This window comes from Nocardia sp. NPDC058640 (genome assembly GCF_042716995.1).
Lineage (GTDB): Bacteria > Actinomycetota > Actinomycetes > Mycobacteriales > Mycobacteriaceae > Nocardia.
This window is the reverse complement of sequence record NZ_JBHXRG010000012.1, coordinates 1-25,548: the sequence shown is the minus strand read 5'-3', so window position 1 is coordinate 25,548 and position 25,548 is coordinate 1. Positions and strand designations below refer to the sequence as shown.

Annotated in this window: 17 protein-coding genes; 10 read left to right on the top strand and 7 right to left on the bottom strand. The window is 67.9% G+C overall.

Features of this window, described 5'->3' with window-relative positions; all coding sequences use genetic code 11:
- Positions 1-91: 91 nt before the first annotated feature.
- Positions 92-1,231, bottom strand: a complete 1,140-nt coding sequence (locus tag ACFWU5_RS15550) for an epoxide hydrolase family protein (protein WP_379267633.1) — start codon at positions 1,229-1,231, stop codon at positions 92-94.
- Positions 1,232-1,316: 85 nt separating this feature from the next.
- Between ACFWU5_RS15550 and ACFWU5_RS15545 the strand changes: the two genes are divergently transcribed.
- Together ACFWU5_RS15545 and ACFWU5_RS15540 are read left to right on the top strand one after the other, a co-directional pair.
- Positions 1,317-2,279 carry a helix-turn-helix transcriptional regulator gene (locus tag ACFWU5_RS15545; protein WP_379267632.1) on the top strand — a complete coding sequence of 321 codons (963 nt, stop codon included), beginning with the start codon at positions 1,317-1,319 and terminating at the stop codon, positions 2,277-2,279.
- A gap of 28 nt (positions 2,280-2,307) precedes the next feature.
- Positions 2,308-3,057 (top strand): hypothetical protein, encoded by a 750-nt coding sequence (locus tag ACFWU5_RS15540; RefSeq protein WP_379267631.1) that lies wholly within the window; start codon positions 2,308-2,310, stop codon positions 3,055-3,057.
- A gap of 29 nt (positions 3,058-3,086) precedes the next feature.
- Here the strand turns inward: ACFWU5_RS15540 and ACFWU5_RS15535 are convergent, their stop codons facing one another.
- On the bottom strand, positions 3,087-3,506 hold the full coding sequence (locus tag ACFWU5_RS15535) for a RidA family protein (RefSeq protein WP_379267630.1): 420 nt from the start codon (positions 3,504-3,506) through the stop codon (positions 3,087-3,089).
- A 63-nt stretch (positions 3,507-3,569) separates the two neighbouring features.
- Here ACFWU5_RS15535 and ACFWU5_RS15530 point away from each other — a divergent pair, with 63 nt between their 5' ends.
- The gene (locus ACFWU5_RS15530) at positions 3,570-4,550 is read left to right on the top strand and encodes a helix-turn-helix transcriptional regulator (protein WP_379267629.1); all 981 of its coding nucleotides are present in this window, start codon (positions 3,570-3,572) and stop codon (positions 4,548-4,550) included.
- Positions 4,551-4,653: 103 nt separating this feature from the next.
- Here ACFWU5_RS15530 and ACFWU5_RS15525 read toward each other — a convergent pair whose 3' ends face one another.
- The 4 genes from ACFWU5_RS15525 to ACFWU5_RS15510 form a co-directional block, all read right to left on the bottom strand.
- A complete protein-coding gene (locus ACFWU5_RS15525) occupies positions 4,654-9,186 on the bottom strand; it encodes an SbcC/MukB-like Walker B domain-containing protein (protein ID WP_379267628.1) in 4,533 nt (1,510 codons plus the stop codon).
- A gap of 3 nt (positions 9,187-9,189) precedes the next feature.
- Positions 9,190-10,530, bottom strand: coding sequence for a TIGR02678 family protein (locus tag ACFWU5_RS15520; protein WP_379267627.1), 1,341 nt, complete (start codon positions 10,528-10,530; stop codon positions 9,190-9,192).
- 169 nt (positions 10,531-10,699) lie between these two features.
- Positions 10,700-12,202 (bottom strand): TIGR02677 family protein, encoded by a 1,503-nt coding sequence (locus tag ACFWU5_RS15515; RefSeq protein WP_379267681.1) that lies wholly within the window; start codon positions 12,200-12,202, stop codon positions 10,700-10,702.
- A 131-nt stretch (positions 12,203-12,333) separates the two neighbouring features.
- The gene (locus ACFWU5_RS15510) at positions 12,334-13,566 is read right to left on the bottom strand and encodes an XRE family transcriptional regulator (RefSeq protein ID WP_379242007.1); all 1,233 of its coding nucleotides are present in this window, start codon (positions 13,564-13,566) and stop codon (positions 12,334-12,336) included.
- Between the two features lie 175 nt (positions 13,567-13,741).
- Here ACFWU5_RS15510 and ACFWU5_RS15505 point away from each other — a divergent pair, with 175 nt between their 5' ends.
- Positions 13,742-14,047, top strand: coding sequence for a hypothetical protein (locus ACFWU5_RS15505; protein WP_379242006.1), 306 nt, complete (start codon positions 13,742-13,744; stop codon positions 14,045-14,047).
- Between the two features lie 76 nt (positions 14,048-14,123).
- Here ACFWU5_RS15505 and ACFWU5_RS15500 read toward each other — a convergent pair whose 3' ends face one another.
- Positions 14,124-14,954 (bottom strand): PAC2 family protein, encoded by an 831-nt coding sequence (locus ACFWU5_RS15500; RefSeq protein WP_379242458.1) that lies wholly within the window; start codon positions 14,952-14,954, stop codon positions 14,124-14,126.
- 192 nt (positions 14,955-15,146) lie between these two features.
- On the opposite strand from ACFWU5_RS15500, the gene metH reads away from it, so the two are divergent.
- The 6 genes from metH to ACFWU5_RS15470 all read left to right on the top strand — a co-directional run bounded on the left by metH (position 15,147) and on the right by ACFWU5_RS15470 (position 25,469).
- Positions 15,147-18,743 (top strand): methionine synthase, encoded by a 3,597-nt coding sequence (metH, locus tag ACFWU5_RS15495; RefSeq protein ID WP_379267626.1) that lies wholly within the window; start codon positions 15,147-15,149, stop codon positions 18,741-18,743.
- Positions 18,744-18,965: 222 nt separating this feature from the next.
- Positions 18,966-21,005 (top strand): serine/threonine-protein kinase, encoded by a 2,040-nt coding sequence (locus tag ACFWU5_RS15490; protein WP_379242004.1) that lies wholly within the window; start codon positions 18,966-18,968, stop codon positions 21,003-21,005.
- Positions 21,006-21,084: 79 nt separating this feature from the next.
- Entirely contained in the window at positions 21,085-21,756 is a 672-nt protein-coding gene (locus tag ACFWU5_RS15485) for an HAD family hydrolase (RefSeq protein WP_379242003.1), read from the top strand.
- A gap of 200 nt (positions 21,757-21,956) precedes the next feature.
- Positions 21,957-22,820 carry an arpA protein gene (locus tag ACFWU5_RS15480; protein WP_379267625.1) on the top strand — a complete coding sequence of 288 codons (864 nt, stop codon included), beginning with the start codon at positions 21,957-21,959 and terminating at the stop codon, positions 22,818-22,820.
- A gap of 12 nt (positions 22,821-22,832) precedes the next feature.
- Positions 22,833-23,648, top strand: a complete 816-nt coding sequence (locus tag ACFWU5_RS15475) for a class I SAM-dependent methyltransferase (RefSeq protein WP_379242001.1) — start codon at positions 22,833-22,835, stop codon at positions 23,646-23,648.
- 9 nt (positions 23,649-23,657) lie between these two features.
- On the top strand, positions 23,658-25,469 hold the full coding sequence (locus ACFWU5_RS15470; protein ID WP_379267624.1) for a choline/carnitine O-acyltransferase: 1,812 nt from the start codon (positions 23,658-23,660) through the stop codon (positions 25,467-25,469).
- Positions 25,470-25,548 lie beyond the last annotated feature (79 nt).

The following is a 25,548-nucleotide window of genomic DNA, read 5'->3' as shown; positions in this document are numbered from 1 at the left end:
TACGCGCCCCACCGCATCAGCACTATTCGGACGCCTAGTACAGAACCAAACCGGCGTGGCCGTGAACGCGAGTGAACTCCCACGCGTCAGGTCAGCGCAGCTCGGCGAAGAAGGTGCGGATGTCGGCGACGTGGGCGGCGGGTTCTTCCATCGCGACGAAGTGGTTGCCCGGATTCCCCGACGGCCAGTGGGTGATCTTGTTGCCGCGGTCGGCGAGCTTGCGCATCAGCGGTGAGCCTCCGCCGTAGACGCCGGTCGGCACCAGGTTCTGGTCGGTCGGCCAGCCGAAACCGCCGCCGGCGCGCAGTCCGTCGTACATCGGCCAGGACGAGGTGCCGGTGGTCTGGGTGAACCAGTAGAGCGAAATATTGGTGAGCAGGTGGTCGCGGTCGATCACGTCCTCGGCGAGGTCGGCCATGAACGCGAACTCCTGGAACTTCTGCATCATCCACGACAGCAGCGCCACCGGCGAATCGTTCCAGCCGAGCGCGAAGGTCTGCGGGGCGGCTCTCAGGATGTCGTGATGGTTGACGCCGCCGGTCATCCACTGCTGCATCTCCGCCCACTGCGCGAGGTCCTCGGCCGTCATCGTGGGCACATCCGCCTCGGTCGGCATCCCGATCCCGCCGTCGAGGTGCACGCCGATCACGTGCTCGGGCGCGGCCAGTGCCATTTCCGGTGCGACATAGGCGCCGAGGTCGCCGCCCCGGGTGCCGTAGCGGTCGTAGCCGAGGCGGTCCATGAGGGTTGCCCACATCGCGGCGACGCGGGCCGTGGTCATTCCGGGTTCGCGCGGTGCCGCCGAGAAGGCGAAGCCGGGAACGGACGGGATCACCACGTCGAAGGCCAGTGCCGGGTCGAGACCGTGGGCGCGCGGATCGGTGAGCGGGCCGATGGTGCGGGTGAATTCGACGAACGAGTTGGGCCAGCCGTGGGTCAGCAGCAGCGGCACCGCGTCGGGTTCGGGGGAGCGGACGTGCACGAAGTGGACGTCGAGTCCGTCGATCTCGGTGACGAACTGCGGGAACGCGTTCAGTGCTGCTTCCTGTGCGCGCCAATCGAATTCGTTCACCCAGTAGTGGGCGAGCTCGCGCAGGTACTCGGTGGGGACGCCGCGCTCCCAGCCCTCGCCCGGCAGCTGCGCCGCCCAGCGCGCCCTGCTCAGTCGCTCGTGCAGATCGTCGATATCGGCCTGCGGGATGTCGATGCGGAACGGGCGGATGGTGCTCATCGGAACTCCTCGTTGTCGGTGTGATCACGACGCTATCGATCATCTAGGACAGTTCTGGTCCTAGATGTGCGGGAGAATCGAATTCATGACCGACACCGCCGCCCGCCTGCTCCGCTTGCTCTCCCTACTGCAGATGCCACGGGAGTGGCCGGGCAGCGAACTGGCCGACCGCCTCGGCGTCACCGACCGAACCGTGCGACGCGACATCGACCGGCTGCGCGACCTGGGCTATCCAGTGGTCGCCGCGATGGGCGCGACGGGCGGATACCGGCTCACCGCAGGCTCGGCGCTACCGCCGCTGATCCTCGACGCGGACGAGGCAGTAGCCGTGGCGGTCGGGCTGAGAGTCGCTGCGGGACAAGCGGTTACGGGCATCGAAGACGCCTCGGTCCGGGCCCTGACCAAACTCGAACAGGTCCTGCCCGCGAAACTTCGCCGCCGCGTACAGGTGGTCGGTTCGGCGGTCGCGGTCCGAGCGGGCGAGGGCCCCACCGTCGACCCGGAAGTCCTCACCACCCTCGCCGCCGCCGTCACCAACCGAGAACGCCTCCGCTTCACCTACCGCGACGCCACCGGCACCGAATCCCGCCGCCACACCGAACCCGCGGGCGTCGCCGCCGCGGGCCGCCGCTGGTACCTCGTCGCCTACGACCTCGACCGCGACGCCTGGCGCAGCTTCCGCGCCGACCGCATCGAATCCCCCCACCCCACCGGCGCCCGCACCACCGCCCGTGACCTACCCGCCACCGACGCGGCCGCCTACGTCGCCGGCAGCCGAACCGATTGGGCCACACCGCAATACCGCGTCGACGTCACCATCGAGGCGCCACACGGCCGAATCGCGGGCCGCCTCGGCGAGCAACCGAAAACCCTACGCGCGCAAGGCAACACCACCTGCCGCCTCACTGCCACCCGAGACGACGACCCCACCTGGCTCGCCGTCCAGCTGATCTCCCTGGGCGTCCCGTTCCGCGTATCCGATTCGCCAGAACTGATCTCGGCATTGCAGGTCCTGAACGGTCGCGTCGCTGCCGCGGTGGCGCAATGACTGGTGATCGCAGTACTAGTCTGGGATGGTGCCTCGTTCGCAATCGACCTACGTCGGGGTGGACCGGGCGCTTGCGGCGGCGTTGATCGCGCTCGATGACGCGTTCGCGACGGTGAGTCCGCCGGCTGCCGTCGAGGCCTGCCCCTGCTGTCGGAATCCGGCGGACTACGCGGTGCTGTTGAGCAAGCCTCGTCACCAACTCACCGGAATCGAACTGGGCAGCTACGCCTTTCGAGTGCTCAACACTGTCGGATCGGAGGAGGATCTGCGGTATCTCGCCGGTCGCATCCTGCAATTGGTGCACACCGGTGACGCGCGGATGCCCGATATGGAGATCGTGTACGGCAAACTGCTGCGGGCCGGTTGGCGATCGTGGCCGCAGGCCGACGCGATCGCTGATGTGTTGGATGCGTTGTGGCACAGCATGTTCACGGTGAACGACGCACCCGTGGATGCCGTGGTCTGCGCGGTGGGTACGGCCGAGTCGACGATCGCCGCTCGGCTCGCGCAGTGGGAGTTGCTGGATTCGCCGTTGTCGACACGGAACCTGCGTGAGTTCGTGGTGCACGGATGCCGTCTCGCGAACGGCCGGTTGGTTCCGGCGAATTCGCAGTGGGACCGGGCCTCGGTGGCGTATGGCGAACTGGTCGGGTGGCTCAATGACGGAGCTGTCATGGATGCGGTGACCGCGGCATTCGATCGGACCGAGGATGTCGAGCAGCTCGAGCTGCTCGCGGAAACGTATGGGGTACTCGAGTGGGTTCGCCCCGCCTCGTAGGCGGATCGTGCCTACGAGGCGGGTCGGGGTCAGGGGCGGGCGGCGACGGCTTCGACCTCGAAGAGGACGTCGGGGGTGGCCAGGCTCGCTACGCCGATGAGGGTCTGGGTGGGTGGAGTTGTGCCCCAGTGCTCGTGGACCGCACCGGCGATCGGGCCGAGTTTGGTGACGTCGTGGTTGACCACGTAGGTCCTGAGCTGGACGACGTCGGCGAGGGTGAGGTTGTGGGCGGCCAGGGCGGTGGCGATGTTGCGGAAGGTTTGGTTCACCTGGTCGGTGAAGTCGGGGGAGATGACCTCACCTGTCGGGAGGGAGCCGTATTGTCCTGAGACGAGCACCAAGTCCGTGCCCGCGGGGATGACGGCGGTGTGGCTGTAGCCGTAGGGGACCGGGTCGTGCAGGCCTTCGGGGTTGACGAGGGTGTGGGACGCGTGCTCGGTGTTGGTCATATCGACGAATCTGCCAGGGATACACGACATCCTGTGTCATGTATTGCTGGCATAGTTTTTCTTATGCGAGCTGACCGGTTGGTCTCCCTGGTGTTGCTGTTGCGTCGACACGGTCGGTTGTCGGCGGACACCCTGGCCCGCGAGTTGGAGGTGTCCACCCGCACGGTGTTGCGCGATATCGAGGCGCTGTCCACGGCCGGCGTTCCTGTCTACGCCGAACGCGGCAGGCACGGGGGCTTTTCGTTGTTGCCCGGATTCAGAACGGAGCTCACCGGCCTGAATCACGACGAGGCGTTGGCGTTGTTGATCGCCGGATCACGGCGTGGCGCACAGGCATTCGGCCTTGGGTCCGCGCTCGCGTCCGCCATGCTCAAGGTGGTCGACGCGCTGCCGGAGAGCTACCGGGACACCGCCACCGCTGCGGCCCAGCGACTGCTCGTGGACCCCGAGACCGATCTTCTGGCTCGTCGGATGGTCGACGAGGAACTGTCCGACACTGTCATGACCGAAATTCGGCGCGCGGTATTGGCCGGACACAAGCTGCGAATCCACTACACCGCCGTGGATGGGAAACCACAGTGGCGCACCGTGGACCCGATCGGGTTGGTCACTGTTCGATGTCACGGCTATCTGCTCGCCACTAGATCCGGCGAGGATCGCACCTACCGGCTGTCGCGGGTACTGGCCGCTGAGGAGCTCGACGAGCCCGCGCAGCGACCCGATCGGGTCGATCTGAACGAAGCCTGGCAAGAGCGCAGCACCCGGTTTCGAGCCGGCGCCGACCAAGTCGTGGTGCTGACCCGTGTGGACCCGGCGCGGCGAGAGGATCTGGTCGGCACCGCGCTGGCGGTGCGTGGCGAGGAAGTTAGGGCCGACGGCTGGGTGCGGCTGGAAGCGACCTTCCAAGATCGCAGGCACGCCGAATGGGCGCTGTGGCAGCTGGCGGCGAATGCGGAAGTGCTCGAGCCGCAATGGTTGCGGGCACGTCTACACGAGCGCGCCGCGGCGATCACGGCCCGCTACGTGGCGTTACCTGAGCGGTGAGGTCGCGCCAGCGCCCGAGGTAGCAGTTCCGCACCGAACATATATTGGCTCGCCGCCAGTTGTCGTGGTGTCCGTGGGCGGCAGTGCGGGCCGAACCAGCTGGTCAGCCTACTGATGCTGGTTCGCCGGGCATCCCTTCCAGCGTCAATCCACCTTCGATGGTGTTCGGCACCCGCCTGCGGTTGGGTGAGCCCAGTGCGGTGGTGAGGTCGCCGCCGTCGTGTTCGGCGAGCAGTTCACCACTGTCCCACACGAGAAGTGTTGCGCTGACGGTGTTTTCGGCGGTGGAGTGGGCCAGGTCGTAGTGGGCGCAGCCGGGGACGTGGGGGTAGGTGATCCACAGGTCGTAGCCGGTCATGAACAGGTCAAGGTCGAATTGCACGCTGAGGCTGAGCAATTCGCTGCGGCCGTTGTCGTCTACGCCGGCGAAGGCTTCGTCCAGGGCCAGCAGGCGGGGGGCCTGCGGGTCGGCGGAGTCGAGCATGACGTGGGCGGCGGCGAACAGGGGCAGGTGCAGGGAGACCGACTGCTCGCCGCCGGACAGGGCGCTGTGGCGGGCGACGGTGAGTTTGTCCTCGGTGCCGTCGCCGGAGATCAGCGTGAAGGAGAAGACTCGCCAGGTGCGGTAATCCAGTGTGGCGGCGAGGATTTCGGGGTAGGAGCGTTCGGGGTGGGCGGTGCGGGCGGCGCGGATCTCGGCGGCGAAGTGGGCGCGGACCGAGCCGAGGTCTTCGGGGCTCAGCGCGGTGGTGTCGCGGTCCAGGAGTTTGCACACCGACCGCGCCGACTCGGACAGGCCGTCGGCCAGGATCCAGTGCACGCCGATCGTGTTGCCCGAGGACATGCGGCGCTGCTTCATTTCCGCGCCCATGCGGGAGATGAGTTCGCGTGCGTCGGTGGTGCGTTCGTGGATCTGCTGGGCGAGGCCGGTGAGCAGGGCGTCTTCGAGGATGCGGCGTTCTGCGTCGGTGAGCAGTAGTTCCTGGTCGCGGCGGGCGGCGTCGATGCGGGCGGCGAAATCGGCCAGGGCGGTTTGGCCGTTCTCGTCGTGGACGGCGACCACGGTCAATCCGTCGGCCGCGTCCCAGTGCAGGCGGTAGTCGCGGCCGGATGCGGTGAGAGCGGCGTCGAACTCCTGCAGCGCACTGGTGACCGCGGAGCGGGTGGATTTGCGGCTGGCCTCGGTGGGGCGGACCTGGGTGGTGGCGGTGTCGAGGTCGGCGAACAGTGCGGCGACCTCGTCGGGCAGCACGACCGGGTCCACCTCGGGTCCCGCCGCGACGATGCGGTACTGCAGTTGTTCAGGGGTGGACCACGCGGCATCGCTGGTGGGCCAACGATGTTCGACGGATGCGCCCAGGAGACTGAGCAGGTCGGGGCGGGCGTACGGGGCCAGCGAGCGGACCTCGGCGAGTACCTCGGTCAGGGCGGTGGCGAGGGCTTCGTTGGAGGTGCGGTAGGCGGCCTCGGCGTCACCGACCGCCTCGATGGCGGTGTTCGCTGCCTTGCGCGCGGCCCGCTGCTCGGCCTTGGCCGCCTCGATCGCGCCGCGCGCCAGGTCGAGATCGCGGTCGATGTCAGCGGCGCTGGCGCCCAACGCTTCCCGGAGAGTTTCGAGCTTTCGCTGCTGCTCGGTGAAGCCCAGTCGCGCGGCCTCGGCTTCTTCGGCGAACGCTTCGGCCAGTGCTCGGGCTTCGTCGTGGCGGTCGGCGCCCTCGCGTTCGCGTTCCCGTTCGCGCTCGTGTTCGGCGCGCAGACGCAGCAGCCCGGTGCCGGTGTTCTCGAAATGGCGGATCGCGGCGGCGAGTGCGTCGAGTTCGCGTGCCTCGCGCGGGGTTCGGTGGGCTGCGGCGGCGGCCCGAACCTTCTTGTCCAGGGCCGCGACCTCGGCGACTGCCTGATCGAGTTCGCGTTCAGCCTGGGTCGCGGCCTCGACGCGCGAGCGCATAAGACCCGCTGTCTCGGCGACCGCGCGCAACGCCGAGGTCACCGCCGACGGTCGCGGCAGTGCCTTGGCCGCAGCCGACAGTGCGGCCAATTCGGCAGTGGCCGAAGCATCTTCGGTTCGCGCGGCCTCGTGCTCGGCCGCAGCGGCCTCGATCGCCGCCTCGATCTCGGCGAGCCGGGACTCCCGCCTGCGAGCTCGTGCCGTCGTCCCGATGAACTCGGCTTCGGGCTTGTGGTGGTGGCCGAGGAAGACGCCCTGACGGAAGCCGCCGGTCGCGTCGACGACGGTGTGGGGTACGTCGGCGCCGGTCAGTGCGGCGAGAGTGGTGGTGACCGATGTCGGTGCCGTCGCGGGGTCGGACTGCGCTGGTCGTTCACTACTGTTCGCGGCGCCACCAGCGGAGTAGTTCTCGTGGTGCGTGGCGTCGCGCAAAGCGATCGACGCGAGCACGGCGGCGACGGTATCCGTAGGGACGGTCAGTTCGGCCGAATCCTCTTCGACGACAAGGACATCGGCGAGGGTTCGCCCCTCCGGGCGCTGGTCGAGCGGTAAAGGGAGCAGGAAGTGCTCGGACGAGATGTCGGCGGGCAGCGTCGGACCGCAGATCCAGCTGTCGAGCAGACCGCTGGACTGCAGTGCGGCTTCGATACCGGCCGCGTCCTGTGCGGACACCGAATCGGCGAACCGCACCAACTGCCACAGCGGTGCGCCCGGAAGTCCGCCGCGGGCGCCGGTTCTGGCGGGGTGCGGTGGGGGAGCGTCGTCGCGCTGGGCGGCGATCTGGTTGCGTTCGGCGGCCAGGGCGTCGCGACGGGCCGCGGCGGCGACGGCGCGTGAGCGGGCTTCCTGGCGGCGAGTGCGGATCTGCTCCCGCAGCGGTTCACACCGTTCGGCCAGAACCTCGGACGCGGAGGGGATGTCCTCGACTCCGGCACCGGCCAAGGCGGCGTCGAGCGCCTGGAACAAGTCGAGGGCAGCGCTGGTCCGAACCGCGCCGGACCGGCCATCCGTCACCGGGCGCCCGGTGCCCGGGCGATCGCGGGTGTCGGTACCGTCCCCGATTGTGGCGGCGTTCGTTGCCGGGGCATCGGTGCTGGACGGCGTGATATTTGACGGTGCGGCACTGGCCTGCGTCGCAGGGGCGGCCGTGTCGAAGCCGTCTGCCGCGCCGCTCTCGGGCGATGCGACGGCGGCGAAAACCTCGGTGTTGGTGTTCCACCAGGTGCGCAGGGCGGCGGCGGATTCGCTGCGGGCTAAGGCTACCGCGGCTTCGGCGTGGGCTACCTCGGCGGCGGCGGAGTCGCGGAGTTCGATCGCGCGCTCGGCCAAGCGTTCGGAGCGGGTGCGGTCGGCGGCGGCGGTTTCCCACTTACCCAGGGCTTTTCGGACCGCGCGGACATCGGCGTCGCGTTCTTCGGCATGCCCGCGCACTGCCGCGGTGAACTGGTCGAAGCGCCCGTCGGCGCTGGGCGGGGTCCATTCGATGCCCGCTTCTTCGGCGGCGGCACGGACGGCCTCTTCGCCGCGAACGAGCGCCGCGGCGGCGACTCGGACCGCTTCGGTGGCGCGGGAGGCTTCCTCGGCGCGGCGTTGCAGGGTGTGGGAAGCCTCGGCGGCCTTGTCGCGGTGGGCGGCGGCGGAGGCTTCCAGGCGGCGCACGGCGTCAGCGAGGTCATCGAGCTGCTGTTTGCCTTCGTAGGCGCTCGAGCGTTGCAGGTTCTCGCGGTCGGCGATCGCCTGCTCGTAGGCGTGATCGGCGTTCTCGGCCCGCGTTTCGGCTTCGGCGCGGTCGGTTTCGCGGCGGGTGCGCAGGGCGGTCGCGGCGAACAGGGCGGTGGCGGCGTTGGTGACGGCGTCCAGGCGGGTGCGCAGTTGGTCGACGTCGGTTTTCGCCTGTACCGCAAGGTATTTGCGGTACACGTCGACGAAGCGGCGGGTGGCGGTGTCGGCTTGGACGAGGCCGTCGAGGGTGCGCCCGACCTCTTCCATGTCGCTGAACGAGCGGGCCGCGTCCAGGATCAACTGTTCGTCCAGCGGGCGCAGACCATCGGTGAGGGCTTGCGAAAGTCCGCGCGGGTCAAGGTTTTTGGCCAGTTGTGGGCGGCGCAGGGTGAGGATGAGGTTGATCAGCTGGTCGTAGCGCTGCACGCCGAGGCCGAACATGCGCGCGTCGATCGCGGCGCGGTACTCGACGGGGCGGTCGACGATGGCGTCGCTGCCGATCTGCTCGGCCAACTGTTTGCGGGTGAGCGGGCGGTCGTCGGGGCCGATCAGGGAGAAGTCGACACCGGCGCGGCCGTCGGCGACGAAGTACCAGCGGGTCACCTTGTCGGCGGAGCGGGTGGCCCGCATGCCGATGCCCACGGTCACGGTTTCGGGATCGTCCCAGCTGCCGCGCGCGAACTCCATCCACACATACGAGTAGGCCGATTCCTGCTTGCGGTACAGCAGATTCGACTTCATGGTGCGTTCTTCACCGGCGAACGGGTTCAGCCTGCGCGGCTCGATCCGCCCGTCCAACACGAACGGGAACAGCACCTCCAGGGCCTTGGTCTTGCCGGAACCGTTGGGCCCGCGCAGGACAAGGCGACCGTCGGCGAAGCTGAACTCCTGGTCGCGGTAGTCCCACAGGTTGACGATGCCCGCCCGGGTGGGGATGAAACGCACTCCGTCGTGAATGAGTGACATGGGTCAGTTCCCTCCCTCTCCGGTGCCGGTCTCCGCGGCGGTGACGAACAATTCCTCGGACTTGCGAACCCGCACGGTGACCACCGCGCCCCGATACCTGGCCAAGGCGGGCAGGACCAGGACTCCGTCGGGAACCGGTTGGACCAGGCGCAGTTTGGACAGCAGTGCCAGGACCTCGGTGGTGAGCCCGCCGACATCGGCTTGCCATTGCGCGGCGAAGGTCGCGCCGTAGCGGTCGGTGAGCGCGGTGACGGTCGCGCGCAGCCAGGTGTGGTCGAGGAACGGGTAGGCGGGTTCGTCATCGACGGAATCAGTTGTGGCAGCGAAGGGTTCGATCTCGTCGGCGAGCGGCGCGAAGACGCCCGCGGTGGGGATGGACGCATCGAGTTGGTCGAGCAGGACGTCGTCAGGGCTGCCACCGTCGCGACGGGGGACCGGGTTGTCGATATCGAGAACCGCGTCGGCGATCTCACCGATCAACAACAACCCCACCTGCGCCAGGGTCCCGGTGCCGGGGAAACGGGTGTCCGACAGACGGCCCGAGGTGTCGATCAGCGCTACCCCTTCGGCGCGACGTTCGGCACGCAACCCGGTGCAGTATTCGACCTCGCTGATCACCCGGTCCTGTGCCAACACCGCACGCTCGGCAGCGGAAAGGTCGTCGAGGTACACGACCGGACGCTCGACCAAAGCTCGGCGAACGCGACGGGCATCATCTGCAGCGTCCTCGGCCAGCAGCCCGCGCACACTGTGCAGGTGCTGCAGGGCACGCGGCGGCCGGAACAGCGCGAACACCACCGGGCGGTCGATGTCGTACAGCGCCTCGCCCGCCTCCGGGTCGCTGGCCCAGCCGCCGGCGTCACCATCGGCCAGCGTCAACGCCCCACGCGCCCCCAACCAGCCGACGGCATCCACGAACGCGTCACGATCGGCGGCCCGCTCGGTCGACAGGTCCAGGCCCTCGATCCGGCTCGCGTAATCGGCGACGTGTTCGGCCAACTCCGACAGGGTGATCTGGTCGCCCGCCCGGCCCAGCGCGGCCAACGCCAATGACAGATACGCGTACCGGCGGCGGTCGAAGACACGGTCGTTGACGCTGCGGGCAGGCCGGGCGTCGTCGAGTCGGTCGTGCACCGGGTACAGCCGGGCCGTGGTCTCGGTGACTTCCAGGCGGTACCCGAACAGTTCGGCCAGGTCCTCACGCAATTCCGTGGCCCACCGTCGGATCAGTGGCAACGCGATCCGGTCGGGATACACCCGTGTGACCAGGTGGTTGGCCAACATCACCCGCGCCGCACGCTGATAGCTGTCCAGGGCCAGGGCGTCGATCCGTTGCCGCTTCACAGGTTCGCCCCTCGCGTCGACGATGGTCCCGCGCAGCGGTGGATGCCGGTATCGAGCGAGTTGATACGCGGGGAAGCCCGGCGTAATCGCCCAATTCGGCTCGTTTCAGTCAAAATTTTGACTCTGATCCCACGAAGTGGGCGATTACGCCGGGTCGGCGGCCGCAGGCTCATCGCCCGACTCCCCGTCGCGCCGATTCGCGCACTTCGAGGCGGCGGTTGTTCAGGTGGAGCACGCCCGCGGCGGTGTGGATCACGGTCGACCCGTCGCACGGGCGCACCGTCAAGGTGACGCCATTGTCGGAACCTGTTGTGCCGTCGACTTTTCCGCTCACCGGAACCCACGCGGTCGAGGCCGCGTCGAGCAGACGCAACAGCACCTCGGTCTCACGCTGATCCAGTACCCGCTCGTGCACATTGCCCTGCGACAGCGAGGCAGCGGCCGCGGCACGTTCGCGTTGCGCCGCCAGTTGGGCCTCGCGAAGCCGCCGCACGCCCGCGTCGTTGCGCACGATCCGGGCGGGTGCGCCCGCGGTGGGCGCGCGCCCGGTCTCGGCGAGGGTGCGGGAGATCTCCAAAGGTGGTGCGTCCCACCAGGATCGGCTGACGGGCACCAGCTCCGCGTCGGGGTGTTCCAGTGACAGGTGCCGCGGCTTACCCAAGCCGAACACTGCGTCGTACAAAGCGTGCGCACTGCCCGCGGTGGGCGTGGCCACGAACCATTCGGCCAGGTGCCGCAACGCCGACTCCCGGCTCACCCCACCCCGACGGGTCTCGGTGACCCGCCGCAGCAGCGACAGCACCGCCGCGATCGCGCTCATCGTCGCCTCACGCAACCGATCGGCCTCACAGGTCTCCGAGGACTCGCCACCCGCGGACACGAACCAGGTCCGCAACCCGTCCCACCGGGCCTGCCAATCCGCTTCGCGCTCAACAGAACTCAGCATCACCCGCTCGTCGCACCCGGCAGCCCGCCCGATCAACACCGAGACCCCGGTGTCCTCCACCTCGCCGATCGCCGCAGCCAACCGTGGCGCGAACCGCGCGAGGTCCATGCTGAATTCCCGCATGTGCGACAGCAGCGCATCCTTGTGGGCGAGAAAGGATTCCGGGGTGATCTCGGTGGTGCGCACCAGGTCGCCCAGCGACAGGTAGAAGTGCGCGGCCCGTGCGGCCATGTCGGTCAGCGTCGCGTCTAGCCTGCGCAGCGTGGTGTAGACCCGTTCGGCGTCGCCATCACGGTTGGCGGTCGCCAAGGTGCGCAGGTCGGCCAGCAGTTCCGGCAGCACCAACCGCGACAGCGATGCGTCCTCCATTCGAGCCGTCAGCACTCCGGCCACCGCCCGGTACGCCTGGTACCCGGCTTGGGCGAACTGGTAGACGTAATGCCGGTTGCGGTACTCGGCCAGCGTCGCCGCCCGCGTGCCGTCGTAACTGCGTTCCAGCACACCCCAGCGATGCAACTGCTCGAGCAGCGGCCCGATCTCGACCGCGGGCAAGGGCACACCCACGGCCGCGGAGACCCGGCCGCCGGACTCGGCACGCGAAATCCACTCGGCGACGTCGTCGGCGTGCAACAACACCACGTAGGCCGCGCGAGCGCTGTCGAACGCGCGCAGCACCCGCAGGTAGTCCGCGCGCTTCTCGGCGGTGGCGAAGGAGAACAACCGCAGACGCTCGTCCCACAGGGCGGGTACGGCGCTGGGCAGGCCGTCGGCGGAGTCGGTCACCGTAGAGAGGGTAGTGGTGGCCGTGTCGTGCCCCGCCGGACCCGTCCCGATCGGCGTGCCACCGCCGCGGCAGCTCACCCGACGCTGAGCGATCGCAGCTGCTCGAGGAACGATTGGGTGCGCTGATCTCCTGGATACCGTTCGATGATCTCCCTGGCGGCCTCGCCCGCGATCCACGCCAGCGACGGCAGCGACTTGCGACCGGGGGAGAACGCCGCGACACCTTCTTCGACCGCGCGCTCGAGGTCGCGGTCGCGCACCGCCACCACGGCCAGGGTCAGCCGCGCCTCCGAGACCCGCATGGGGTTGCGCACCGAACCGTCGGGTCGGGTCGAATCGCTGATCACCTGCTGGGCGTAGCGCTCGGCCAGACGATCCTGGCCCGCCACCCGGCAGCAGTCCATCGCGTAGAAGTCGAACTTGGTGGCATCCACGACGAAATGGTTGTCCAGATCGGCCGGGTGACCCATCCGCGACAGAATGGCCCTGCCCTCGTCCAATGCGGTCTGCACATTGCGACGATCACCCAGCCGTGCCCAGCCCTTCGCGCGCTGCGCCGCCAACTGCACGCCCACGCTCATCGACGTGGTGCCCGCCATGGCTTTCTCCGACACATCGATCGCGCCACGAAAGTTGCCCTGCGTCAACGCGAACCACGCCGACATCTCCGCGGCCCACCCGACGATCTCGACATTTCCGGCCTCGCGGCCCAGCGAATCCGCCGCTCGCCGAGTGGCTTCCGCGGCTCCGCGCCGGCCCAGATCGTAATCGACGCAACCCACCAGCAACGCCACCCAACCCGCCAGCACGAGGATCTCCCGATGCTGGCTCAGAGTCAGGCGGCTGTCCAGCAGCGAGGTGATCCGGCGCAGCCACGCGGTCCCCTCCGCGTGCAGCGCGTGCGGTTCGGCGTACGCGTATTCGCAGCACAGTCTTTCGGCGGTGATCCGCACCGCATCCAGGGTCGCGCTGTTGACATCGGACATGCGTAGTCGTCCGATGAACTCCAAAGTGTCCATACCGGTTGCCGATAACAGCTCGTCATCGCGGTTGGGACGGGACTTCGGGAAGAACGCGGCGGTGACGGTGTCGAACGCGGCCGCGATGATCGGCGCGTAGAACTCGTCAGGTCGCGATTCCCCGGATTCCCAACGGCGCCAGTTGCGCAGCAGGGTACTGTCCGTCGGCAGGTTGTGGGAGGACTTGGTGCGCATCGCGCGTACCGCGTCGGACTGCGACCACCCCCTCGCGTCACGTTCCGAGCGCATCCGAACAGCCCATACGGGTCGATCATCAGTTGCGGTCACGGCGGTAGTATTCCACCAGTTAACCTTCGGCGTCTCGGATAGGGCATGTAGATGTCATCGGATTGACATCTGCTGCCGGGGGTCACCAGTGTTCATGATGTAAGTAGTACGAAACCTCGTACGACGACAACAGATCCGACAACAGAACAGCGATCCCAATCCAACGGAGGTTCGGGTGGAAGCGTTGATCTATGGATACTTGCGGGACGATCTGGCCGATGGTCAGAGCGACCAATTGGAGGCTGCCCTACGCAGTCTCGCAGCAACCGCGGGCATGTGCTTCGCCGCGACGTTCCACGAAGAACCCGCGGGCGACGGTGCGGCTTTCGCCGAACTCACCCAGGAACTCAAGCGCGCCGACGCCCACCACGTGGTGGTGCCGTCGCTGGAACACCTTGCCGGGCAGACGATTCCGCGCGACCTGCTGATCGCGAAGCTGGCGCACGAGGCGGCCGCCCAGGTACTGACCCTGGAGCGTTAGCCATGGATGTTTGCGCCGATCCACCATCTCGGTAGTGGCCGCACCGGCGGCTGGGCAACCGATTCGAGCAATCGGGTCAGAGGCCGAAGCCGCCGGGACCGCGCCTGCGCAGGTACTTCTCGAACTCCGCGGCGATGGCATCGCCGTCGATCTTGGACATGGTCTCGTTGAGGTCGATCGCCGCGTCGCCGCGCTCCTCGAGGGTGCGCACGTACTCGCTGATCTCCTCGTCGCTCAACGTCATCTCGTTGACGGCGACTTCCCACTCCTCGGCCTGCTTGGGCAGCTCGCCCAGCGGCACCTCGATGTCGAGCACGTCCTCGACCCGGTGCAGCAGCGCGATCGTGGCCTTGGGGTTCGGCGGCTGTGACACGTAGTGCGGGACCGCGGCCCAGAACGACACCGCGGGCACTCCGGCCTTCACGCACTGGTCCTGCAGCACCCCGGTGATCCCGGTGGGACCCTCGTATCTGGTCTGTTCCAGGCTGAACCGCTCCGCGGCCTCGGGACTGTAGGCCGAACCGGTCACCGGCACGGGCCGGGTGTGCGGGGTGTCGGCCAGCAGCGCGCCGAGGATGACCACGGTCTCCACGCCCAACTGCTCGATGAACTCGAGCAGGTCGTCGCAGAAGCTGCGCCATTTCATGTTCGGTTCGATGCCACGCAACAGCACCACGTCGCGGTCGCTGCCGGGGGGCGAGCACACCGACAGCATGGTCGAGGGCCACTGGATCTCCCTGGTCACGCCGTCGACCTGACGCACCGTGGGCCGGTTCACCTGGTAGTCGTAGTAGTCCTCGGAGTCCAGCTCGGCCAGCGGCTCGGCGTCCCAGATCAGTTCCAGATGTTCGATCGCGCCACTGGCGGCGTCACCGGCGTCGTTCCAGCCCTCGAAGGCCGCAACCATGACGGGATTGCGCAACGTCGGCAGTACCGTGTCGGGGGTCTCACTGGCATCCACCCGGTCAGCCTAGTGTCTCGCGCGATTTGTTTTGCGGTGACCGGCGCTCGAGCGTGTTCGTGGCCGCGGGTGTGTCCGACGCCACTGGATTCACCCACAGTGGTCTTGTTCGTCGGAGGGGCCCTCTAGTCTTGAATCATGTCTGCGTCCTTGCCCACCGGGTTCGATACCACGCTCCTCGACACGCTGCAGCGGCGTGTTGTCATCGGCGACGGCGCGATGGGCACGATGTTGCAGGCCGCGGACCTGTCGCTGGACGACTTCCGTGGCCTCGAGGGTTGCAACGAGATCCTCAACGACACCCGGCCCGATGTGCTCGCCGACATCCACCGCGCGTACTTCGCCGCGGGCGCGGATGCGGTGGAGACCAACACTTTTGGTTGCAACCTGCCCAACCTCGCCGACTACGACATCCAGGATCGCATCCGGGACCTGTCCGAACGAGGCACCCGCATCGCCCGCGATGTGGCCGACGAGATGGGGCCCTCGGCCGACGGCACCCCGCGCTACGTGCTGGGTTCGATGGGTCCGGGTACGAAGCTGCCGACGCTGGGGCACGCGCCGTTCGTGTCGCTGCGTGACGCCTACACCGAGGCCGCGCTGGGCATGCTCGACGGCGGCGCCGACGCGATCCTCATCGAGACCTGCCAGGACTTGCTGCAGGTCAAGGCCGCGATCACCGGTTCGCGCCGGGCGATGATCCAGGCCGGGCGTCGGATCCCGATCATCACGCACGTGACCGTGGAGACCACCGGCACGATGCTGGTCGGTTCCGAGATCGGCGCGGCGCTCACGGCGCTGGAACCCCTCGGTATCGACATGATCGGTTTGAACTGCGCGACCGGTCCGGCGGAGATGAGCGAGCACCTGCGGCACCTGTCGCGGCACGCGAAGATCCCCGTGTCGGTGATGCCGAACGCGGGTCTGCCGGTGTTGGGTGCCAACGGCGCCGAGTACCCGCTCACGCCAGAAGAGCTCGCGGTGTCGATGAGCGGGTTCGTGTCGGAGTTCGGGCTGTCGCTGGTGGGTGGTTGCTGCGGCACCACTCCTGAGCACATTCGTCAGGTCGCCGAGGCGGTGCGCGAGGTCGAGAAGACCCTGCCGCCGATCACGCAGCGTCGTCAGCCCGAGCACGAGCCGGCCGTGTCGAGCATGTACACCGCTGTCCCGTTCGAACAGGACGCGTCGATCATGATGATCGGTGAGCGCACGAATGCCAACGGCTCCAAGGCTTTCCGTGACGCGATGCTGGCCGCGGACTGGCAGCGCTGCCTCGAGATCGCCAAGGACCAGACCCGCGACGGCGCGCACATGCTCGACCTGTGTGTCGACTACGTGGGCCGCGACGGCGCCGAGGACATGAACGAGCTGGCCTCGCGACTGGCCACGGCCTCGACGTTGCCGATCATGCTCGACTCCACCGAGGTGCCCGTGCTGCAGGCGGGTCTGCAGCATCTGGGCGGTCGGTGCGCGGTGAACTCGGTGAACTACGAGGACGGCGCGGGCCCGGATTCGCGCTTCCAGCAGATCATGCGCCTGGTGTCCGAGCACGGTGCCGCCGTGGTCGCGTTGACCATCGACGAAGAGGGTCAGGCGCGCACCGCCGATCACAAGGTCGCGATCGCGGAGCGGCTGATCGACGACATCACTGGCAACTGGGGTCTGGCCGAGTCCGACATCATCATCGACACCCTGACCTTCACCCTGGGCACCGGGCAGGAGGAGTCGCGCAAGGACGGCGAGGAGACGATCAAGGCCATCCGCGAACTCAAGCGCCGCCGCCCGAACGTGCAGACCACCCTGGGTCTGTCCAATATCTCCTTCGGTCTGAACCCGGCCGCGCGGCAGGTGCTGAACTCGGTGTTCATGCACGAATGCGTGCAAGCGGGACTGGATTCGGCGATCGTGCACGCGTCGAAGATCCTGCCGATGAGCCGGATTCCCGAGGAGCACCAGCAGGTCGCCCTCGACCTGATCTACGACCGGCGCACCGAGGACTACGACCCGCTGCAGACGTTGATGGCGCTGTTCGAAGGCGTGTCTACGGCATCGTCGAAGGCCTCGCGTGCCGAAGAGATGGCGTTGCTGCCGCTGTTCGAGCGTCTGGAACGGCGCATCGTCGACGGTGAACGCAATGGCCTGGGCGATGATCTGGACGAGGCGATGCAGACCGTGCCGCCGCTGCAGATCATCAACGAGACCCTGCTGTCGGGCATGAAGACCGTGGGTGAGCTGTTCGGGTCGGGGCAGATGCAGTTGCCGTTCGTGCTGCAGTCCGCCGAAGTGATGAAAACCGCTGTCGCGCACCTGGAACCGCACATGGAAGCCACCGACGACGCGGGCAAGGGTCGGATCGTGCTGGCCACGGTGAAGGGCGATGTGCACGACATCGGCAAGAACCTGGTCGACATCATCTTGTCCAACAACGGCTACGAGGTCGTGAACCTGGGCATCAAACAGCCCATCGCGACCATCCTCGACGCCGCGCAGGACAAGAAGGCCGACGTGATCGGCATGTCCGGGCTGCTGGTGAAGTCCACGGTGGTGATGAAGGAGAACCTGGGCGAACTCAATGCCAAGGGCGTGGCCGAGCAGTTCCCGGTGTTGCTGGGTGGTGCGGCGCTGACCCGTTCCTACGTGGAGAACGATCTGACCGCCGTCTACGACGGAGATGTGTACTACGCGCGGGACGCTTTCGAGGGTCTGCGGTTGATGGACGAGATCATGACCGTCAAGCGTGGCGGTGGGCTTGATCCCGACAGCCCGGAGGCGATCGCTGCCAAGGAGAAGGCCGCCGAGCGTAAGGCGCGGCATGATCGGTCCAAGCGGATCGCGGCCGAGCGCAAGGCTGCCGAGGCGCCGATCGTGGTGCCGGAGCGTTCCGATGTGGCCGCGGATCTGCCGGTGCCCACGCCGCCGTTCTGGGGCACTCGGGTGATCAAGGGCCTGCCGTTGGCGGAGTACTCGGGTCTCCTCGACGAGCGGGCGCTGTTCCTGGGGCAGTGGGGTTTGCGCGGGCAGCGTAAGGGTGAAGGTCCCACGTACGAGGACCTGGTGGAGACCGAGGGCCGGCCGCGGTTGCGTGCGTGGCTGGATCGCCTGGCCACCGAAGGTGTCCTGCAGCACGCGGCGCTGGTCTACGGGTACTTCCCCGCGGTATCGGAGGGTGACGAGGTCATCGTGTTGACCGAGCCCAATCCTGATGCGCCGGAACGGTATCGGTTCACCTTCCCGCGTCAGCAGCGCGACCGGTTCCTGTGTGTCGCGGACTTCATCCGTTCGCGGGAGAAGGCTCGCGAGACCGGGCAGGTCGACGTGTTGCCGTTCCAGTTGGTGACCATGGGCCAGCCGATCGCCGACTTCGCCAACGCGTTGTTCGCCGGTGACAACTACCGCGACTACCTCGAGGTGCACGGTATCGGTGTGCAGCTCACCGAGGCGCTGGCCGAGTACTGGCACCGACGCGTGCGTGAGGAACTGACCGTCGACGGCAAGTCCATCGCCGCCGACGACCCCGCCGACGTGCAGGACTACTTCAAGCTGGGCTACCGCGGTGCGCGCTATTCCTTCGGTTACGGCGCCTGCCCTGACCTGGAAGATCGCGCGAAACTGGTCGACCTGCTCGATGCGGGCCGGGTCGGGGTGACCCTGTCGGAAGAACTGCAGTTGCACCCCGAACAGTCCACCGACGCGTTCGTGCTGCTGCATCCGGAAGCGAAATACTTCAACGCCTGACAGACTGACTGCAGCACGTGCGCAGATCGGATCGGTCCCACGGGCCGGTCCGATTCTCGTTGCGGCGCTTGTGAGTCTGGTCACGATGGCTGCGTGTGACCATGGGCAGGGCTGTCTCGCAACAGGATCGAAGCAGTTCAGCACGTAAGATTTTCGAAAGTTTCATCCCGCTGTGGCGCGGAGGGCGAGACGACTCAGCGGTAAGCAGGAGGGGCACCAGATATGACATCGGATCGGTTGATCGCGGGACGCTATCGACTCACCGACCCGATCGGCACGGGTGCGATGGGAGTGGTGTGGCGCGCCACCGACGTCCGGTTGCGGCGCACCGTCGCGGTGAAACAGGTCCTGCTCGCACCGGGCCTGACCGGCACCCAGGCGCTGGAAGGCAAACTGCGCGCCATGCGCGAGGGCCGGATCGCCGCGCGCCTGCACCACCCCAACGCCATCACCGTGTTCGACGTCGCCGAAGAAGACGGCCAGCCCTGGCTGGTCATGGAATACATGAACGCCCCCAGCCTCGCGGCCAAGCTCGCGGGCGGGGTGACGCTGCCACCGATAGAGGTCGCCGGGATCGGTGCCCAGGCCGCCGCGGCGCTGTCGGCCGCTCACGACGCCGGCATCATGCACCGCGACGTGAAACCGGCCAACCTCCTGGTCGGCGACGACGGCACGGTCAAGCTCACCGACTTCGGCATCTCGCACGCGACCGGCGACGTCACCGTCACCGCCACCGGATTCCTGGCTGGCACCCCCGCCTACCTGGCCCCCGAGATCGCGCGCGGCGACAACCCCAAACCCGCCGCCGACGTGTTCGCGCTCGGCTCCACCTTGTACGCCGCCTCCGAAGGCGCGCCGCCGTTCGGCGAAGGCGACAACCCCCTCGCCGTGCTGCACGCCGTGGCACGCGGTGTCGTGCCGCAACCGAAGAACGCGGGCCCGCTGGGACCGGTCCTGATGTGGCTGCTCACCGCCTCCGCCGACGACCGGCCGACCATGGCGCAGGCGCGAGTCGCGCTGGAAGATGTTGCGGCAGGACGGGTTCCGGCGCTGCCTGCCTCGGCGACGAAGATGCTGCCGATCGGCGACGCGGACACGACGTTGATCCCACGGCCAGGTGGTACGTCGAACGGGGGAGCGGCGGGTAAGTCCGGTGCGGCGGCACTGCTCGGCAGCGGATGGGCGATGGCGAAGGCTGCCCGGTCGGCGATCTCGGGAAGGTCGTCGAACGGCGAAGTCACGGGCACAGGGTCCGAGTCGGGCGCGGTCGGCCAGGCTTCCGGTGGGCGGACAGCTTCGGGCGGCGGTCAGGCCGGTTCGAGTGCGGGTCAGGCCGCTGCGGGCCGGGCCAGGCAAGTGCACTCCGACGACGTTGAACACAGGTCTTCCCACGGAGTCGGGCCGACGGGGGACCGTGCGGATTCGGGACCTGCGGCACTGAGTGTGGTCGGCGCAGCGGCCGCGGGCGATCCCGGACTCGTGCGTCCACGCGATGTCGCCTCGTCGAACTCGGCCGGCGTCGAACGCGCGGGCGTCGAGGCGGATGCGCGCGCTCGGGCCGCGGCAGGTCCGAGCTCCGGCCTTCACCCCGCGTTCGCGTCCCCGCCCTCGCGCACCGACCGGCTGAACAACAACCGGGTCATGCTGCTGCTCGCCGCCGCGGTCGCCGCTTTCACCGTCATGCTCGTGGTGCTGGTCGTCACCCGCGACCAGGGCGACCCCGATCAGCAGGCGCAGATCCCCGCCTCGCCGGTCACCGTCACCACCGTGGTCGACGGCAAGGTCAGCACCGTGGTGATCGTGCCCGACCAGGAGACCATCACCGTCTCGGCCCCGCCCGCAGCGGTGCCCAGTGGCGCCACGACCACCGGCAATGCCCCCACCAGCACCTCGGCCAAACCGACCCCGACCACCACCGCGACGAGTTCGACCATCACCACCACCCCCTTCGGCCCGCCCACCGCGGACCGGGTCAACCAGTTCATCGCCGGGTACTACGGCATGCTGCCCGGCAATATCGGTGGGGCGTGGGCGCAGCTGTCGCCCGCCTACCAGGCGCAGACCGGCGGTTTCGGCCAGTACTCGTCGTTCTGGTCGTCGGTGCGGTCGGTGACTGTCGGCTCGATCACCCCCAGCGGCCCCAACCGCGCCGTGGTGACCCTGACCTACCACCTCACCAATGGGACCGTGACCTCGGAGAATCGCTGGATTCAGGTCTCCGGCGACGCGGGCAACCTGCAGATCGCGGGCTCGGGCGTGTAAAGGGCAACCGTTACTCTGGACGGGGTCCGGCGACAGTCGGGCAGTGGCGATGTGTGACGAGAACGAGGCGAGTGAACAGGTGAGCGCGCGACCGGCCGCGGTGCTATGGGACATGGACGGCACCCTCCTGGACTCGGAGAAGCTGTGGGACATAGCAGTTCGCGAACTCGCTCGCGAACACGGCGCCGAGCTCACCGACGAGGTCCGGCACGCGCTGATCGGCGCCTCCGGGCCCAACGCGCTGCGCATGTTGTTCGAGGGCATCGCGGTGGTGCCGACGCCGCAGATGATCGTCGAAGCGGGGGAGTTCCTCGAGCGGCGGGTCACCGAGTTGATGCTGGGCCCGATCCCGTGGCGTCCCGGTGCCAAGGATGCCCTCGGCATGGTGCGTGCCGCCGGCCTGAAGTGCGCGCTGGTCACCAACACCAAGCGCTCGCTCACCGAATACGGCCTCGACACGCTGGGCCGCGACTACTTCGACACGTCGGTGTGTGGTGACGAGGTACCCCACGGCAAGCCCGATCCGGCCATCTATCGCCGCGCCGCGGAACTGCTCGGGGTCGACCCGAGTGAGTGTGTGGCGATCGAGGATTCGCCGACCGGGTCGCTGGCCGCGCAGGGTGCGGGCTGTGGGCTGATCGTGATCCCGTGCGAGATCGAGGTTCCGCAGGCACCCGGGCGGGTATTCCGGGAGTCGCTGGTCGGTTTGTCGGTGCGGGATCTGACCGCCGCACTGCACGCCCGCGTCTGAAATTCAGACCCTGCGCTCGAATCTTTCACCAGCCCAGCGTGATAGGGCGCAATAGCCTACCGTGATAAGTCCGCAACCTAGGTGGATTCCGCGAAAACTGTTGTCACACAGTTGATTTCGCACGATTGTGATCTTCCCGGGATATGCCCGATTTGTCGAAACCACCGGCGCGCGCACGGAAATTCCCGCAAACTGGGTAGATGACGGGCACGCGGGGGCTTGACGAAATCGTCGATATCGCACGGTATCCACTCACCGATCTCGGTGGTCCGGGCAGGCTTGCCGCGATCGAGGCCGCCCGCGCCGAACTGGCCGAAGACGGCTGCACGGTGCTGCGCGGGTTCATCCGGCCGCAGCTGCTGGACACCCTGCGCGCGGAGGGCGAGCGGATCGCCCCGCACGCCCACTACAAGGTCGAACGCGTCAACGCCTACAACATCGAACTCGACGCCGACCTGCCCGCCGACCACCCGGCCCGGATCGTGCTCGACCGCGGCAACGCCTTCGTGGCGCGCGACCGCATCCCCGCCGACGCGCTGATCCAGCGCCTGTACACCGACCCGGTGTTCCAGCGGTTCGTCGCGGACTGTTTCGAACTCGACGACCTGCACGAATTCGCCGACCCCCTCGCAGGTTTGTGCCTGAACGTGGTCGAACCGGGCATGTCGCACCCCTGGCATTTCGACACCAACGAGTTCACCGTCAGCATGCTCACCAGCAAGCCCGAATCGGGCGGGGTGTTCGAATACTGTCCCAATATCCGCGACCCGCACGCCGAACACCTCGACGACGTCCGCGACGTGCTCACCGGTGACGGCACCCGGTTCATCCGCGCGCTGGAACTGCGCCCCGGCGATCTGCAGCTGTTCAAAGGCCGCTTCTCGCTGCACCGGGTCACCGAGGTAGCCGGTGCGACACAACGACATTCGGCGATTTTCGCCTACACGGACCGTCCAGGGGTGATCGGCACGGTCGAACGCACCAGGCAGTTGTTCGGCCGTGTCCTGCCCGACCATGTGGCCGCCGCGGCCGACGCCGTCCGAGGTGACCGACTGCTCGACTGAGAGGAACCGCCCATGTCCGTTCCGTTGCACACCACCGGCAAAGCATCCTTCGACGACATCTACGAAAGTCCTGATCCGCGCGCCTATTTCGAGCGGATGAACGATCTGGACTACCGGATCCCGGAACTGGCAAAGCCGCACTTCGCCGAACAGCTGCGCCAACTGCGCGCCGCACGACCGGGCCGAATCCCGACCGTTCTCGACCTCGGGTGCTCCTACGGGGTGAACGCGGCACTGCTGCGCGCCGACACCACCGTCGACGAAATGGCCAGGCACTACCGCGATCACGCCGACACCGACCGGGTCGGGCTGATCGCGGCGGACCGGGAGCGGTTGCGCGGTGATCTGCTGCCCGACGTACGCTTCGTCGGGATGGACGCCGCACGCCCGGCGCTGACCTACGCCCACGCCGCCGGACTCCTGCACGACTTCGTGCACGCCGACCTCGAGGCCACCGAGCCCACCGAGGCGCAGCGCCGTGTGCTGGCGTCGGCGGATCTGGTGATCTCCACCGGATGCGTCGGCTACATCACCGAGAAAACACTGTCCAGGGTCGCGCAAGCAGATCCGCGCAAGCGACCGTGGATGGCGCACTTCGTGTTGCGGATGTTCGATTTCGGTCCCATCGCCGCGGAACTGGCCGCGCTGGGCTATCGCAGCGAGCAACGTCCCGGTATGTTCCAGCAGCGGAGATTCGCCTCGGCGCAGGAACGCGAGCAGGTGCTGGATGCGTTGGCGGCCAAGGGAATCGACACCACCGATCACGAAGCCGAAGGCTGGCTGTACGCCAACCTGTACCTGTCCCGCCCGCATCCCATCGAGACCTGAGGACTTGGTTTGAACCAACCCACGTTCGCCGCCGAAGACACGCTGCCCCGGGTACCGCTGCCGACACTGGACGACAGTTGCGCGCGGTTCCTGCAGTGGTGTGCACCCCTGCTCGGCGCCGAGGAATACGCCACCACCGAGGGCGCGGTAGCCGAGCTGCTGCGCCCCGGTGGGGCCGGGCGGGCGCTGCACGCGGCGCTGGCCGAATACGACGCCACCCCCGGCGTCGGCAGCTGGCTCGACGAGTTCTGGCCGTCGCGGTATCTGGGCCGTCGCGACCGGATCGCGTTGAACGCCAACTTCGTGTTCCTGTTCCGCGACGACACCCCCCTTGCCGCGTCGACGGTGGTGGGGCAGGCCGAGCGGGCCGCCGCGATCATCGAAGCGGCGGTGGACTACAAGCTGGCGCTGGACAAGGAACAGATCCCGCCGGTCACCCAGCGCGGCACGCCACTGTCGATGTGGCAGAACAAATACCTGTTCTCCGAGACCCGCATCCCCGGACTCATCCAGGACAGTGTGCGCAAGCCGTACAGCCCGGAATGGCCGGGACCCTCGGACGCGCGACACATCGCGGTCTTATACCGCGGCAACGTCTTCCGGATGGACGTCATCGGACCCGACGGTGCGCCGTACGCGTTCGACGACGTGGTCGACGGACTGCGCGCGGTGATCAAGGGCGGCACCAAACCCGCCGCCACAGACACCTCGATCGGGCACCTGACCACCAAGGCCCGCACGGAATGGGCCCGCAGCCGCGCCGACCTGCGCACCGAACCCGCCAACGTCGAGGCGTTCGACGCGGTCGAGACGGCACTGTTCTCGGTGTGCCTCGAGGACTTCGCGCCGCGCGACGAACTGCACGCCTGCGACCAGCTGCTGCACGGTGACAGCGGCAACCGCTACTTCGACAAGTCGGTGTCGTTCATCGTGTTCGCCGACGGCCAGGCCGGCATCAACATCGAACACTGCGGGCTGGACGGCACCACCGTGCTGTCGTTCGTCGACGCGCTGCTCGAGCGATCCGTCGCCGACCACACCGCCACCAGCGGTGTGCAATCGCAGGGGCTGCCCGCGGTGGAGCCGATCGAGTTCGTACTCGACTCCGCGGCCCGCGCCGATATCGCCGCGGCGGGCGCGGACTTCGCTCGCTTCGCCGCCGACACGGCCACGTCGCTGGTGTCTTTCGAGGATTTCGGTACCGCTGAAGCCAAGAAGTTGGGCATCTCACCCGATGCCTTCGCGCAGTTGAGCTACCAGCTCGCCCACCGGCGCAGCAAGGGGCTGACCGGGGCCACCTACGAATCCATCGCCACCCGACAGTTCCGCAACGGTCGCACCGAGGCCATGCGGGTGGTCACGCCGGAGATGGTGGCGTTCGTGGACGCGATGACCGATCCCGAGGTCGACGCCGAGACGAAGCTGGCCGCCGCGCGTGCCGCCGCGTCCGCGCATGTCGCCCGCGCGAAGGAATGTCAGGCCGGGCAGGCGCCCGAGCAGCACCTGTGGGAGCTGGAGTGGATTCAGCGTCGGCGGGGGGAACAGCTCGGTGTCGCCGAGGAGCGGATCGCGTTGTTCGACAGCCCTGGCTGGACGGTTATGCGCGACGATTATCTGTCGACCAGTTCGGCGCCGTCGAAGTACATCCGGTACTTCGGTTTCGGCTCCACGAGTCCGAAGTGCATCGGCGTCGCGTACGTGCTGCTGCCGGATCGCTGGAACATTTACCTGGCTACTCCGAAGTCGGTGTCGGATCAGATGTACGCGTTCGCGGATCACCTGCGGATCGCGGTGGCCGATCTGCGGGAGCTGCTGGGCTGAGATGGCGGCCGTATCTGGGGTTTGAGTGGTCCCAGATGGTTGGGGGCTGTGTTTTTGGAGCGCTGGCGCGCTCGAGCGC